The sequence below is a fragment of the Ekhidna sp. ABH4_415 genome (assembly GCF_056161305.1).
The window spans coordinates 73,492-88,100 of record NZ_JBSWYW010000005.1; the positions used below are offsets into that span (position 1 = coordinate 73,492).

Below are 14,609 nucleotides of genomic sequence, written 5' to 3' on the forward strand. Positions count from 1 at the left end.
TTCGTTTTCGAACAGTTCTGCTGATCGGAATGATAGTTAACTAACTATTAGTTAGATATTTATATTTGATGGCATGTTTGTTGGACTACAACGATAGTAATAAAGCAACCCTAGCCATGTTTAATAATTTTCTCAAGATCACATTCAGAAACTTTTCCAGAAACCGTACTTACGTCTTCATTAACCTGGTGGGTCTGGGGCTTTCGCTGGCATGCTGTATCGTAGGATACTTAAACTGGAAATACGATGCAGACTTTGATAAGTCGCATCTCAACCATGACCGGATATATAAAATCCATTCGTACAAGGCTGTGCAGGGTGAAGAAGTGCCCTATGGTATTACTCCTATTGCATTAGGTGCACAGATAAAAGACAAGATTTCCGGGGTGACTCACTACTCGCGCTATGAATCCTTGAGCATGGTCTTCAAAAAAGACGAAAAGGTTCTGAAACAACACCTTGGATTTGCAGAAGATGATTACTTTGATATGTTCACTTACACCTTAAAGTACGGGAGCAAAGAAGCATTTAAGGATAGAAGTAATATCGTCCTTACTGAGCAAATGGCGGAGGCTTATTTTGGTAAAGTCGACCCCATTGGAGAAACAATCATTCTCTTAGATTTAGATGACAAGGAAGTGCCAATGCGAGTAGGTGCGGTGATCGAGGACATTCCCCGCAATTCGTCTATGACCTTTAATGCAATCACCCATTACGATAATTACTTGAAGCTTCGCGACTTTAAAAATGATGCCTGGGAGTATTTCAATGCCGCCTCCTTTGTGATGACCGAAGGTCAGTATCCTCAAAACCTAATTGACTATGTCAACCAAAACTGCATTGAAGTACAAAACAGCTCCCGGAATAACTTCCAACTTGCCGGATACTACCTTGAGCCATTGTCCACTCTGGGCAGAAAATCAGAGAAGATTCGCTCGAACTGGTTGAACGAAGCACCTCCTTCCTCCGCCATCATTGGACCTGGCATCATGGCAATCATGATCCTGCTCATTGCCTGTTTCAACTTTACCAATACCTCGATTGCTATCTCCAGCAAGCGGTTAAAAGAAATAGGCATTCGAAAGGTTATGGGTAGCCAGCGCAGACAACTGATCTTTCAGTTCATGGGAGAGAATATTTTGCTTTGTTTTGGGGCGCTTATTGTGGGAATTGCAATTGCAGACCTGTTGGTCCCGGCATATAGCTCACTCTGGCGTTTTATCGACATTGATCTGGACCTGGCCTCCGATCCTGAAATCTACCTTTTCCTTGGGTTGCTGCTATTAGTAACAGCAGTAATTGCGGGTGCATATCCGTCACTCTATATCAGCAAATATCAGCCGGTAAGCATCCTGAGAGGAAATTTAAGCATTGGAGGAAGCAGTCGCTTTTCCAAGGTATTGCTTGGAATGCAATACTTGCTGACTGCCATGTCTTTAGTCTCTGCTTATGCCTTTTACAATAATGCTCAGTATCAATCGAACTATGATCTTGGGTTCAACAAGGATCCATTCCTTTCGGTAGAGTTCAATTCTGAAGCAGAATACCGGAGCTTTAGGCCTTTAGTAGAGCAAATTACAGGAATAGACCAGGTGGCAGCTACATACAACAGAATTGGCGATTGGAGCTATTCTCGTACTCTTAAAAATGGCGAGCATGAGGTTGAAGCCAATATGATGGAGTTTACAACCGAATATTTTGACCTGATGGACTTGGAGATGGTTGAAGGTAGATTTTTTGATGATCAGCTACTGGAGCATGATCAGAGAAATTCCATCGTGGTGAATGAGCAACTCGTCAAAGATTTTGGCTGGAAAAACCCCATTGGACAGGTTTTGCAGATCGACGATTCCACCCGGCTTAGTGTCGTAGGTATAATAAAAGATTTTTATGACGATGGGTTCTTTTATGAGCTTGAGCCCACAGGCATTCGTTTCCCTAATCCCGATAAAATGAATTACCTCCTGATCAAAAGTGATATGGATCCGATAAAGCTGTATGGTCAGCTACAGGCAGAATGGTTTAAGGTAGCTCCTAACCAACCATTTAATGCTGAATATGATAGTGAGGTAGAGGCGGCCAATGAAGTAAATGTGAATATCATGCTTATTTTCGAATTCATGGCCTTCCTTTCTCTGGTGCTATCTACCATAGGTCTCTACACATTGGTTTCATTAAACATCATTAAGCGAATAAAAGAGATTGGTGTACGTAAAGTGCTGGGAGCGACCATTCAAAATATCATTGTCATGATGAATGCGCAATTCTTTTGGTTACTGTTATTTTCCACTGCGCTAGGCTCGATTGCAGCATACTTTACACTCGACCTCCTGATGGGGTCAATTTTCGAAGTATACCAGGCAGGGACTTTGATTACCTATCTGCTGCCATTCTTTATTCTCGTGTTTATAGCCTTGATTTTTGCTTCCGGGAGGATTTATATCACCGCTATAAAAAACCCTGTAGAATCACTGAGATACGAGTAAGCTGCGAAACGCCTTTAATAATCTCGTGTGATTTTAAGTTTGTGTTTAGATAACAATCCTGGCAGCTGAGAAAGTGGGATTTTAGCCTGAGTTATTTTATTGATTTCCGGATCTATCACAAGGTTGTAAGATCCGGTAAGATCAGCTTTTTCAAGACTGGTATGATCAAATTTTACACCTGAAAGATCACAACCATGGAGTTCACTATTACTTAAATCTGCCTCTGAAAAGTCTACGTCTGTCAATTGACAATTATTGAAATGAACTTGCCTCAACTTCATTTGGAAAAAGACACTATGTTCCAGCTGACAGCTTTCAAAGGAGGCATCAAAAAGCAATTGGTTACTGGTATCGAACTGGATGCCAATCATCTTGCAATTTTTGAAAACTACCTCACGAAAGGAAGTCTCGCTAACAAGTACATTACTTAGGTTATAATCAACAAATTCACACTCAATGAATCTCGTAGTGGAAAAATTTTCATCAGCGAGGTTACAGTTCAGAAAAGTGCATCCCTCATATTCATTCCGGTTGCTTAACTCACTCAGCTTTTCAAATTTCTTATCGGCTATGAGCATACTAGTTTCCCTGCTTCTTTTTCCAGTACCTCACCAGTCCAGCCACACTCATCCAGGATGGATTAGCCGCTTCATATAATTTGACCCCATGGTCTGAAACACCTCGTTCCTTTAATTGCTTTGCTGTATAGGCCATAAACACGGGAGTGATTTCATCGTTGCTCATTCCGGACTCCCATTTAGCTTTCATCCAATCGGACCAGTCTTTTAAAATTTCCTTCAACTCCTGCATGTGGATGTTTGGGTTCATCTCCTCTCCGAAATGTGTCAATACAAGTCTGTTTGGGTTCTTTGATAGTATTAAATCAATGGAGTACAACCAGTCATCGATGTTGATGTCGGGTGGTGGACATGGTGGCACCACCGGTCCTCCCTCGATCTTAACCCCGGCCACATCCCCGGTGAAAATGGTGTCTTTCCAGTGCCAGGCAATGTGGTGCTTGGCGTGCCCAGGAGTATGTAGCGCACGGAAACTTTGTCCTCCAATTTCTACCGACTCCTCATGCTCCATTACTTTCAGATTCTTCTTTGGAATCCCATCCATTTTACCCCATAGCGTATCCATTTGATCTCCATAAATCATTGTAGCGGATGCCACCAGCTTTGTGGGATCATGCAAGTGATCATGACCAAAAGGGTGTAGATAGACCCTGGCTCCTTTTTCAGCAAACGCCCAGGCTGCTCCTGCATGATCAAAATGAATGTGAGAAAGCAACACGTGCTTTACATCACCAACTTTATATCCATGATCTGCCAAGCCTTTTTCCAGGCTGGGAAAGGTAGAATAAGGACCGGATTCGATGAGTACCGGGCCATCGTCCGTTTCTATGAGAAATGCTGCGATAGCATGCTCGTAATTTTGAAAATGGAGATCAAGGATGTGATACATATTCGGTTAATTTTGGCAATCATAAAGATACAAAAATGAGTGAGTCTAAATACTTCCAGGATCACATGCCGGAAAACGTATGCTTTGGATGCGGACATAACCATGAAGGGTTACAGATCAAGAGCTACTGGGAAGGCGATGAGTCGGTGTGCAAGTGGAAATCGGAAGAAAAGTATCACGGATGGAGCAACCTGATGAATGGTGGGATTATGGCTACCCTTATTGATTGTCATTGCATGGGTACTGCCATGGCCGATGCTTACAAGCGTGAGGGCAGATCACTTAACACTGACCCGGAGTATCGTTACGCTACCGGAACACTTACCGTAAAGTATTTGAAGCCAACACCCAATACTGAGGTTGAACTCCGCGCAAAAGTGGTAGAAGTAAAGGGACGAAAAACGGTGTTGAAATGCGACTTCTTTTCTGCTGATGGAGAGAAAACGGCTGAGGCTGATGTTATAGCTATTCGCGTTTTTGACGGTAGTGAGAATAAAGAAACCGTTTTTAAAAGCTAATTTTATTCCATGCATCCGGAACTGTTTTCTATCGGCGATTTTACAATACACACGTATGGTTTTTTAATCATGGTGGGGGCTACATTGGGTTTTCTTTACATGAGCCATGTAGCCAACAGAGACTTGGGCATTGAAAAAGACAAAATCCAGAACCTTGCCATTATGGTGATTGTCGCAGCTTTTGTAGGAGGTAAGCTCTTTTTCTATCTTGAAAATCCCGGCTATTACTTCAGCTCATGGAGCAATATGAAACAGAACTTCCGCACGGGGTTTGTTTTCTATGGTTCACTGCTTTTTGCTGTGCCTCTCATCGTCTGGTATTTCCGAAAAGAAAAATGGCCCCTTTGGCCTTTGATGGATCGGCTGGCTATCACTGCATGCATCATTCATGGGCTTGGTAGAATTGGGTGCTTCTTTGCAGGCTGTTGTCATGGAGTACCAACAGATGTGCCATGGGGTGTCACGTTTACAGATTCGGTTTCTCAGGCTGAGACACTTAATACACCTCTTCATCCCACACAGCTTTATTCAGCCGGGTTGATTTTTGGTATTCTCATTATTCTATTGATGCTGAAACGTCACAACCGATTTGAAGGACAGCTCTTTTTCATTTATATCATTCTATACGCAGTGGGAAGGGGAATCATTGAAATCTTCAGAGGTGACGAAGAAAGAGGCTACATCATTGAGGGTGTTCTTTCGCACTCGCAGTTTATTAGTCTGGGAGTGATCGCAGTGACAGTTTGGGCGTATTTGAGATTTAAGAAGAAGGCGAAGTTTAGGAAGAATTGATTAATCATAAAGACACCCATATTGTCCCCTCAAGGGGACATTTTCTAAACAAACGAGAACCAACTCCCCCTTTGAAGGGGGCTAGGGGGATGTTATTCTAAGCTGTAAAGCCTCTGGTAATACTTTGATCTCAAAGGGCGGCTGGCCCATCCGCTCCCCGTCGATGTGAGCATAAAGCAGATTATTAGCACCAACTTTTACTGATTTTGCTTTGTAAAAATTTATTTCTTTCAGCGACCCATGTGTTCCACCGGAGAGTTTATTGATGTTCAGAAACCTTCTCAGGCCGGATACTTTTCCAATTTCACAAACCTCGAGTAGTCCATCATCAATCTTTGCGTCGGGCATCAGCTTGAATCCTCCACCAAAGGTGGTTCCATTGCCGATTGTCAGAAGAATCAAGTCGTTCCGGAGAGATTGTTCATCAATTTGATATTCAAACTTTCGCTCTTTGTAGCCTCCCAAAATACGAAGTACATGAAAGTAATACGCGGCATGACCAGTTAAAAGTGGAACACGCTTTGACGCCATATCTTCCACGATCTGACCATCAAATCCAATCCCTACCCCATTAACGAACTTCCGGTCATTACACTGTCCTAAATCAATTCGTTTAATCTCTCCATTGATGGCTGTATCAATTTGCTCTTTGATCGTTTTACCTATCGAAACATTCTTAATGAAGTCGTCACCAGTCCCTGCTGGGAGAATAGAAACCGGAATATCGTATTTCAATCCATTCACCGACTCATTGATGGTGCCATCACCCCCAATGATGATCAGGTCAGTAAATGATTGATCCAAAAATTCTTCAATAGTGGTGGTGGCACTTTTGCTTTCATTGGTATCGAAAACCTGATATTCAATCTGAAGATCGTTAAGCGTTTCAGATAGCTTCTTACAAATCTTCAATGCTTTTCCTCCGGCAAAGGGATTCCAGATGACAAAGATTTTTCTGGGCATCAGAATGGAAGTTTGGTAAGATCCACATTTCCTCCGGTAAGGATGACTCCCACACGTTTTCCTTCAAATATTTTGGGGTTTTTTAAAATAGCTGCAAAAGGAACGGCGCATGATGGTTCAATGACTATCTTCATGCGTTCCCATATCAGCTTCATTGCAGCAACAATTTCATCCTCAGTAACCGTTAAGACCTCTTTTACGTGCTCTTTCAATATCGAGAAATTCTTTTCCCCAATCGTTGTTTTTAGACCGTCTGCAATGGTTTCCGATGTTTTGTTAGGAATAATTTTTCCTGCTTTCAAAGACTGATAGGCATCATCTACTGCCGCAGGCTCTCCGAGGTAGATTTCCATATTTGGATCCAGGAAATGTCCAACCAGTGAGCTGCCTGCTGCAAGCCCACCTCCTCCGACCGGAGTAATTATTGCATCCAGATTGTCCACTTCCTCAATTAGTTCTTTTGAGGCAGTTGCCTGACCTGCTATGATGTTATAGTCATTAAATGGGTGGATCAATGTAGCCCCGGTTTTTGCAACCACCTCTTCACATGTCTTCGTTCTTGAGTCATCATTGGGTTCACAAAAAATAACCTCTGCATCATACCCCTTTACCGCATCAACCTTTACTTTCGATGCATTTTTTGGCATCACTATATAGGCCTTTGAACCTGCCAGCTTAGCTGCTAATGCTACAGCTTGTCCATGGTTGCCAGATGAGTGGCATGCAAAGCCATTCGTTCGCTCTTCTGGGCGGAAGCTGAAAATGGCATTCGTAGCTCCACGCATTTTAAAGGCGCCTATTTTTTGAAAGTTTTCGCATTTGAAAAACATTTGACATCCTGCCAACTCATCCAGGTTGGCTGAGGTCATTACTGGCGTGTTGTAGATGTACTTTGAAATGCGCTGGTGTGCACGCTTGATGTCGGAGAAGGAAGGAGGAGATGTAAGCATAGAAATGGAATCCTATTTATTTGAGATTTTTATCAAATTTAAAACGAATCTGTTCCCCCTCGAGGGGGCTAGGGGGGATATGAACAAATATTCCAACAACAACTACAATAAAAACCTAAAGCAGCTAGCTAGAAAGCTTAGAAAAAACCCTACGAAAGCTGAAACTGTCATGTTGCGTGAGGTGCTCGGAGAAAAGCAAATGATGGAATATCGGTTTTTGAGACAGAGGCCGATTGGTAATTACATCGTAGACTTCTTCTGTAAAGAATTGAAGCTGATTATTGAAGTGGATGGCTATACACATCAATTTGAAGAGGTGGCTGCCAAAGATCAGGCTCGAGAAAAGGAGCTAAAAGAGATGGGTTATTTCGTTCTGCGTTTTGAAGATTCTGAGGTTCTGTCTGACATTAGTAATGTGGTGAGAACGATTGAGAATTGGATTTTGGATCAAAAGGCCACCCCCTAACCCCCTCAAGGGGGAACTTAGGGCTGCAAATCTTCACGTTCGACCATTCCAAGATTACGAATTTGATTTGTTTCAATAGGATTACTATGTGCATGACAAATAACGAATCTCCAATATGGTTGGAAATAACTCTATTTAAGGAGGTCTTTCCTCCTAGGCACACCACATTCCCCCTCGAGGGGGCTAGGGGGTGATTATACCAATTCTAATGTGCCTCCAGCCAATTTTGACCAATCCCGATTTCTATTTCCATTGGCACTTCCAATGGATGGGCGTTTTTCATGAAATCCTCCACTTTGCTTACCAATAATTCCTGCTCGTCTTTATGCATATCAAAAACCAATTCATCATGTACCTGCATGATCATTTTCGATTTCAACTTTTCTGATTGCATCCATTTATGAATGTCAATCATGGCTATTTTGATGATATCCGCAGCGCTACCCTGAATAGGTGCATTGATGGCATTTCGTTCATCAAATCCACGCATGGTGAAGTTTCGTGAGTTGATATTCCTCAGGTATCGCCTCCTTCCCAAAATCGTCTCAACGTATTCATCCTTCTTAGCCTGCTCAATGGTCTCATCCATGTATTTCTTCACATTCGGAAACTCTTTGAAATATGAATCAATAATCTCCTGTGCCTCCCCACGAGCAATATTCAGGTTTTGTGAAAGGCCGTACGCGGAGATACCATAGATGATTCCAAAATTGACCTCTTTTGCTTTTCGGCGCATGTTCGGCTCCACATTATCAATGTCTACTCCAAATACCTTGGATGCTGTGGTTGCGTGAATATCCCGGCCCTCTTTAAAGGCCTGCACCATGTGCTCATCTTTCGAAAATGCCGCCATGATTCGTAACTCGATCTGCGAATAGTCAGCTGCCATGATGAGGTAGTCTTTATCCCTCGGCACAAACGCTTTCCGAACTTCACGCCCTTTTTCTGTTCGAATTGGGATGTTTTGAAGGTTGGGATTATTCGAACTGAGCCTTCCTGTGGCTGCCACCGTCTGACGATAATCCGTGTGGATGCGATCATCCGCCGGACTGATCAGTTTTGGCAAAGCATCGACATAGGTAGACTTAAGTTTTTGATACTCACGGAAGGTCAGAATCTTCTCTGCAATCACATGCTCATCCGCCAGTTTGGACAAAATATCTTCACCAGTCGCATATTGCCCCGACTTGGTTTTCTTCGGCTTGTCTACCAGCTTGAGTTTATCAAAGAGTATTTCGCCGAGTTGCTTAGGAGAACCAATATTGAACTCCATTCCGGCAATATCAAAAATCTCTTGCTGTACTTTTCGGCTGAGCTCATCCAGTTCCTTTGACATTTTCTCTAACGAACTCGTATCTACCTTAACTCCCTGGTATTCCATGTCAGCAAGAACAAAGGATAGTGGCTCTTCTACTTCGTGGAGTAATCGCTGAAGTTTTCGCTCCTCAATATCCTTTTCAATAACCTCCTTTAGTTGAATTGTGATATCAGCATCCTCACAGGCATAATCCTTCACTTTTCCCGGTTCAATTTGATCGATCGTTTTTTGATTTCTTCCTTTTGGACCCACCAGACTTTCGAAGGATATTGTTTTATAGTTGAGTAGCTTTTCTGCCAGCCAGTCCATGCTATTGTTGGATTCCGGATCCAGCAGGAAGTGAGCCAACATGGTATCGAAGATGTTTCCTTTGACATTCACTCCATAGTTTCGAAGTACCTGAATGTCATACTTCAGATTTTGTCCGACCTTTTCAATGCTTTCATTTTCCAGGGTTTCTTTGAATACATCAGCTATTTCCTGCGCATTTTCGAAGCATGGCACATACCAGGCCTCTCCTTTTTCAATGGCAAAGGCGATCCCTACCAGTTTTGCTTCTCTGGTTTCTAGGCTTGTTGTTTCCGTATCAAAACAAAAGGATTTTTGACCGGATAGTTTGTCGGCAAGCTGTTTTGCTTCATCAATGGTGTCTACCAGGTGATAGGTGTGATCAGTTGTTTCGATTGAGGATCGTTTATCGGAAGATTCTCCAGAAGAACCGGCAGAATCAAATAGGCCTAGCTGCTGAGTGTCCCCTTTTTTGATGTCATTTTCTTCCTGGAATACCCTTCGGGCAATGGTCTTGAACTCAAGCTCATCAAAGATTGGCTTCAGAATTTCCGGATTGGGATCACCGTATATTAAGGCATTCTCATCGAACTCAATAGGTGAATCAATCTTGATAGTGGCCAGCTCTTTGGACATAATACCCTGTTGACCAAACTCTTCTACACGTTTCTGTTGTGCACCTTTCAGCTTGTCTACATTGGCCACAATCCCTTCGACAGAACCGAATTCCTTCAACAGCTTGGAGGCCGTTTTATCACCAATGCCAGGGATCCCGGGAATGTTGTCTACCGAGTCCCCTTTCAGTCCGAGTACATCTCTCACCTGATCCACTTTGTCAATGTCAAACTTTGCCAGCACTTCAGGAATGCCCATAATATCTACTCCATTACCCATTCTTCTTGGTTTGAACAAAAAGATGTTTTCATCTACTAGTTGGGCAAAATCCTTATCTGGCGTCATCATGTAAACCTTAAAGCCCTCCTTGCTGGCTTTCTTAGCTATGGTTCCAATCAGATCATCGGCTTCAAAACCATCTTTCATAAGAATAGGGATATTAAACCCTTCAACGATCTTTAGACAGTATGGAATCGCTACTTTTATTTCCTCCGGCTGTTCCTGTCTTGTGGCTTTATATTCTTTATAATCTTCATGCCTGAATGTAGGAGCATGCGTATCAAATGCAACCCCAATGTGCGAAGGTTTTTCTTTGGTGATTATCTCTAATAGGGCATTTGTAAAACCTAAAATTGCTCCAGTATTTATGCCATTAGTGGTCAGTCTTGGGTTTTGACTCATGGCGAAGTGAGCACGATAAATCAATGCAAATGCATCGAGGAGGAAGAGTTTCTTTTCAGACATGCGGCTAAGTTAAATAGCCAGCTTGTTAATTGAATTCTTTAAGAAAAAATCTATTTTTTCAGGCGGTATTCATTGCGCATGAATCGCTCATCGCTGGATTCATACTGAACCTCTTTTTTTATAGATAAACTCGTTTCCCCAATGATGTAGGTTTTTATGAAACGCGCCTTTTGACCATTATCTTTTCCACTGGAATAGGCCACTATTGTCCACAGGTTATCTATAAGCTGAACTTTTTCAATGTTTTCACCAGCTATTTTTTCTTTATCCAAATCAATAATTACGGTACTTTTTGAGTTGGCTTTAGGCTCCTTAGGATAGACATAGTTGAACTTGTATTTTCCTTCTTTCACTTTATCAATACTTACTTCTACCGGAATTTTCACCTCCTTATTTGATGAGTAATCCAAATAGACCAAATCTCCGGTCCATTGTCCTTCCAGTAATTGGAGATCCTCTTGAGCCATTTTTTGGGCGTAGGCCAGAGAAATACATAGAAAAAGAATGATTGTACTGTATCGTTTCTTCATAATGGTTAAGCTTATGATTATTGAAACTGATAATCCAATGAAATGTTATTGTCCTCTGTTGCAACAGATAACTGATTTGAATAATATATATGAAGACCGATATATGAAACATTCCTGTTAACTTATGACATCTAACCTATCGCACATTGGAAAAATACAAGAACCTACACCTCTGGATGATCCTTCCATTGGTTATTATTCAAGTCGGAATATTCAATTTTTACTGGCCAAAGATTACAACAACTTCCTGGGAGTTCCATATTCATTATTGGTTGGTCACGAGTTGGTTTATCCTTATGGTCATTCAGCCTTATCTCATTGAAAAGGGTAAAACTTCCAATCATAGAACTTTAGGAATGATTGGCTTTTTAATAGCTGGAGGAATTGTATTCACAAGTATGAGTTTGCTGGATATTCCTTTAAAGCGAGCTGCTGTTTATGATCCATCCAGGCCCGGACCGCCGTTATCATTTTATTATGGCACCTTGGTCATCGAGCTCATATTAGGTCTTCTTTATGGATTTGCTATAATTCAAGCCATTCGATTTAGGAAAGTTCTACACGAACATGCCTGGTGGATGATCTGCTCAGTATTTTACCTGATGATGCCTGCATTGGGACGTGGAATGATCATTTTATGGAGAGCTCTTGTACCCGTTGAGAAACTTAATCCCATGCTGGTGGCCTTGAGTGCCGAGCTCATTTTCATTCCGTTGTTGGTTGTTTATGCGATTCGTTTTGGCAAGGTGAAACATCCGGCAACCATCATCGCCTTGCTAACCGTTTTGTTAAGGTTGTTAAGGGTTCCGATAGGTTCGTCAGAGGCTGTTCAAAATTTCCTGGAAGGACTAATTAAGTGGCAATAATCATTTCTTGATCTTTCGAGCCTCACAAACACATCGCACAGCAAACAATCGATATTCCTCTGGCTTAGATGACTTCAAATTGTACTTGTGAGCATGTCCGGTAATTGAGTATGGAGATAAATGCATGTGAAAACGATCATCTGCTGCGGGGTTAACAGTCCAGAAATCAATGAACATGCCGTCATCAACATTCCCTCCCTCCATTCGCCCATAAGGTTCAATATTTAGTACGTTGGATTCAAAAATGTTGTATTGATCGAGAAAGTCAACCCGATAGTGCTTTTGGTCTCCTCCATCATTTCTACCGTTTCAGCACCTTCAAATGAATGGGTGAACAGCTCTCATTCTTCTACCGTAGGTAGCCGCCATCCTTCCGGACATACTCCCTCCAAATATTGAAAATCGTAGAATCTTATCTTGTCGCAATCATCCAGGCAAATAGAACCTTCAGCTTCATATCTGAGATTTTCTGCCATCCAATAAAGCTCACCAAGCTTTACAGTCTTATACTTTTGACCGTCGCGTGCATCAACCAACAAAGATTGACCTAAAGAAACCCCGTGGAGAATGATCAATAGAATGAAAGAAATGAGTTTCATGTAACTCAATTAATCAAGGCTGATCACTTTAGTGGTGTGCTCTTGATCACTTAAGTGCTCTTACCATCTCCTTTTTACCCATCGCACCCTGAAGTGTTTCTACTTGAAATCCTGCCTCAGCAAGATTTCGCTTGAATTGGCCCTGAGCACAGTATGTAGTCAAGACTCCTCCTTTTTCTAGCAGGGAAAAGCATTTGTTTAGATTATCCAAAGACCAAACTTCGGGTTGTTTGCTTGGCGCAAATGCATCGAAGTAGATAATGTGGAATGTGGTTGCAGTTGTGAAATCCTCGAGTTTGACTGGTAGCTTAAGCAACTCAAAGCGAGTATTGACTCCCACTGGTTTTTCCCAGGTCGTATCATGAATATACATGAAGGATTGTTCCTCACCAGCGGAACGATGATAGTTGAGGTTCTCATATATTTCCTTGCCAATTGGGAATGGTTCTAGCGAGGTAAAATTTATGTTCTGGTTCTGTGATTCTGCAAACAGAGCGGAGAGAAAAGCATTTAATCCGGTTCCTAATCCAATCTCTAATATTCGAATTTCCTCTGCTTTATTTTGAGATCGCCAGTGCTCCAATCCTTCTTTAATGAAAACATGCATGGACTCTCCTCTTGCTCCCCGTGTAGAGTGGTAAGTTTCGTTTAGATCCTCATCAAATAGGCTATGGGAGCCGTCTTCGGTTGTTATTATTTTGATACTCATTGATTTGACCCAATTATGTCGTTCCATTTTTCTTGGTTGTATTCTTCCAAGGGCCTCTTCTCTCTAGATTCTCCCTCTCGAGCACCTTTTGTAATTCCAAGTCCAATAATCTCAATGAATCCATTGCTATCTAAATCCCAATTCGACAACCTCTGAAATGATTTAAAGAAATATCTATCGTTAATCTTTTTGTACTTAACAATCTCTCTTTCCCACCACACTGGCTCACTATTTATATATGATTTGTAAACTTTAGACATTTGCATTTTTTCCTTATCTAGAGTTGCCAATGAATGAATTTCAAGAACTGCGTAAGTTTGGGCATCAATTAGGATAGAGCCAGAAAACTTCATTGGGTTTAATGCAGTGGTACTTCTATGACCCGGATTATCAATATTGAAATCTATGTAGATCGTGTCGGGGCTACTCATGCCTCTTTCATTAAATTGAAAATCGTACTTGCTCTGTTTGCTTCTTGATAAGAAATTATTGAATCTGATATTAACAGCATCTGCCCATGCTGTATGGGTGGGAATATCAGTACTCACGTTTTTAAATTCTGACACTTTTCCCGTTGAATCTATATGGCCAATCCTGGCCTGATGGATAATTCGAAAGCTTTCTATTTTACCTAGTCCATACATAGGAGTGCTTTGATAACCATCCTGATCATATTCCTCTGATATTTTTTCATACAAGAAAAAATCACTATTCCGTCCCTTAATTTTTATCTTAAAATGCTTAAACTGTGTGTATGGGTCTTGTAAATAGTTCTCTGGAATACGCTTGATGACTTCTTTTATTACATCACGAGCTGTAATACGCTTGGATTTGACTTCTATATCTAGAAGCTGAGAAATATCGTCATCGAGAACAAACTGATATTTTCCATGTAGCTCAGCAACAGGTACAGTTACCGATTGGAAACCCACACATGAAATTGTTATGCTCTTACCCTTTTCGGATTCGGGAAGCTTTAGGCTAAAAAAACCATTCTCATCTGCGGCAGTCCCATAAAGTGTTCCTCTGATTCCAATATTCGCAAAGGGGACTCCTTCTTTATTCTCGTCCAGAATTCGGCCTTTGAAGGTTACTGTATTTTGTGAAGATTCTGTAGTTAAATAGGTGTACTTTTCTATTTGAGCTGTTAAATCAAAAGGTTCTTGAGGCCTTACTAAAAAGCTATGGACTATTAAGGTTAATGCTAGAATTGCTCTGTGCATAAGCGAAACTAGTCACCCTGAATTTATTTCAAGGTCTAGATGCTGAAACAAGTTCAGCATGACACCTTAAAAAAG

General features: G+C 41.6%; 15 protein-coding genes. 5 read left to right on the forward strand and 10 right to left on the reverse strand.

The window, feature by feature from the left end; genetic code table 11:
- The first annotated feature begins 116 nt into the window (after positions 1-116).
- Complete coding sequence (locus tag ACXAH9_RS09540; RefSeq protein ID WP_474894633.1) at positions 117-2,486, forward strand: ABC transporter permease; 2,370 nt, start codon at positions 117-119, stop codon at positions 2,484-2,486.
- A 14-nt stretch (positions 2,487-2,500) separates the two neighbouring features.
- On the opposite strand, the gene ACXAH9_RS09545 is transcribed toward ACXAH9_RS09540, so the two are convergent.
- On the reverse strand, positions 2,501-3,064 hold the full coding sequence (locus ACXAH9_RS09545; protein ID WP_474894634.1) for a pentapeptide repeat-containing protein: 564 nt from the start codon (positions 3,062-3,064) through the stop codon (positions 2,501-2,503).
- Between the two features lies 1 nt (position 3,065).
- The gene (locus ACXAH9_RS09550; protein ID WP_474894635.1) at positions 3,066-3,953 is read right to left on the reverse strand and encodes an MBL fold metallo-hydrolase; all 888 of its coding nucleotides are present in this window, start codon (positions 3,951-3,953) and stop codon (positions 3,066-3,068) included.
- 35 nt (positions 3,954-3,988) lie between these two features.
- Here ACXAH9_RS09550 and ACXAH9_RS09555 point away from each other — a divergent pair, with 35 nt between their 5' ends.
- Together ACXAH9_RS09555 and lgt are read left to right on the forward strand one after the other, a co-directional pair.
- Entirely contained in the window at positions 3,989-4,471 is a 483-nt protein-coding gene (locus ACXAH9_RS09555) for a PaaI family thioesterase (RefSeq protein ID WP_474894636.1), read from the forward strand.
- A gap of 9 nt (positions 4,472-4,480) precedes the next feature.
- The gene (lgt, locus tag ACXAH9_RS09560; protein ID WP_474894637.1) at positions 4,481-5,263 is read left to right on the forward strand and encodes a prolipoprotein diacylglyceryl transferase; all 783 of its coding nucleotides are present in this window, start codon (positions 4,481-4,483) and stop codon (positions 5,261-5,263) included.
- An 81-nt stretch (positions 5,264-5,344) separates the two neighbouring features.
- Here the strand turns inward: lgt and ACXAH9_RS09565 are convergent, their stop codons facing one another.
- Positions 5,345-6,226, reverse strand: coding sequence for a diacylglycerol/lipid kinase family protein (locus ACXAH9_RS09565; RefSeq protein WP_474894638.1), 882 nt, complete (start codon positions 6,224-6,226; stop codon positions 5,345-5,347).
- Positions 6,226-7,176, reverse strand: a complete 951-nt coding sequence (locus tag ACXAH9_RS09570; protein WP_474894639.1) for a threonine ammonia-lyase — start codon at positions 7,174-7,176, stop codon at positions 6,226-6,228. The genes ACXAH9_RS09565 and ACXAH9_RS09570 overlap by 1 nt, the downstream gene beginning before the upstream one ends.
- A gap of 79 nt (positions 7,177-7,255) precedes the next feature.
- Between ACXAH9_RS09570 and ACXAH9_RS09575 the strand changes: the two genes are divergently transcribed.
- Positions 7,256-7,642 (forward strand): endonuclease domain-containing protein, encoded by a 387-nt coding sequence (locus tag ACXAH9_RS09575; protein WP_474894640.1) that lies wholly within the window; start codon positions 7,256-7,258, stop codon positions 7,640-7,642.
- 205 nt (positions 7,643-7,847) lie between these two features.
- Here the strand turns inward: ACXAH9_RS09575 and polA are convergent, their stop codons facing one another.
- Together polA and ACXAH9_RS09585 are read right to left on the reverse strand one after the other, a co-directional pair.
- A complete protein-coding gene (gene polA, locus ACXAH9_RS09580; protein WP_474894641.1) occupies positions 7,848-10,607 on the reverse strand; it encodes a DNA polymerase I in 2,760 nt (919 codons plus the stop codon).
- A gap of 50 nt (positions 10,608-10,657) precedes the next feature.
- The gene (locus ACXAH9_RS09585; protein WP_474894642.1) at positions 10,658-11,137 is read right to left on the reverse strand and encodes a hypothetical protein; all 480 of its coding nucleotides are present in this window, start codon (positions 11,135-11,137) and stop codon (positions 10,658-10,660) included.
- Positions 11,138-11,283: 146 nt separating this feature from the next.
- Between ACXAH9_RS09585 and ACXAH9_RS09590 the strand changes: the two genes are divergently transcribed.
- Positions 11,284-12,003, forward strand: coding sequence for a hypothetical protein (locus ACXAH9_RS09590; protein WP_474894643.1), 720 nt, complete (start codon positions 11,284-11,286; stop codon positions 12,001-12,003).
- Here ACXAH9_RS09590 and ACXAH9_RS09595 read toward each other — a convergent pair whose 3' ends face one another.
- From ACXAH9_RS09595 to ACXAH9_RS09610, 4 genes are all read right to left on the reverse strand, one after another.
- Positions 12,004-12,207, reverse strand: a complete 204-nt coding sequence (locus ACXAH9_RS09595) for a hypothetical protein (protein ID WP_474894644.1) — start codon at positions 12,205-12,207, stop codon at positions 12,004-12,006. It lies immediately after the preceding gene.
- 137 nt (positions 12,208-12,344) lie between these two features.
- Positions 12,345-12,602, reverse strand: coding sequence for an FISUMP domain-containing protein (locus ACXAH9_RS09600; protein ID WP_474894645.1), 258 nt, complete (start codon positions 12,600-12,602; stop codon positions 12,345-12,347).
- A 46-nt stretch (positions 12,603-12,648) separates the two neighbouring features.
- A complete protein-coding gene (gene mnmC2, locus ACXAH9_RS09605) occupies positions 12,649-13,311 on the reverse strand; it encodes a tRNA (5-methylaminomethyl-2-thiouridine)(34)-methyltransferase MnmC2 (RefSeq protein WP_474894646.1) in 663 nt (220 codons plus the stop codon).
- Positions 13,308-14,534: a carboxypeptidase-like regulatory domain-containing protein gene (locus ACXAH9_RS09610; RefSeq protein ID WP_474894647.1), complete on the reverse strand. Its 1,227-nt coding sequence runs from the start codon at positions 14,532-14,534 to the stop codon at positions 13,308-13,310. Before ACXAH9_RS09610 ends, mnmC2 begins: the two co-directional genes overlap by 4 nt.
- Between the last annotated feature and the right edge of the window lie 75 nt (positions 14,535-14,609).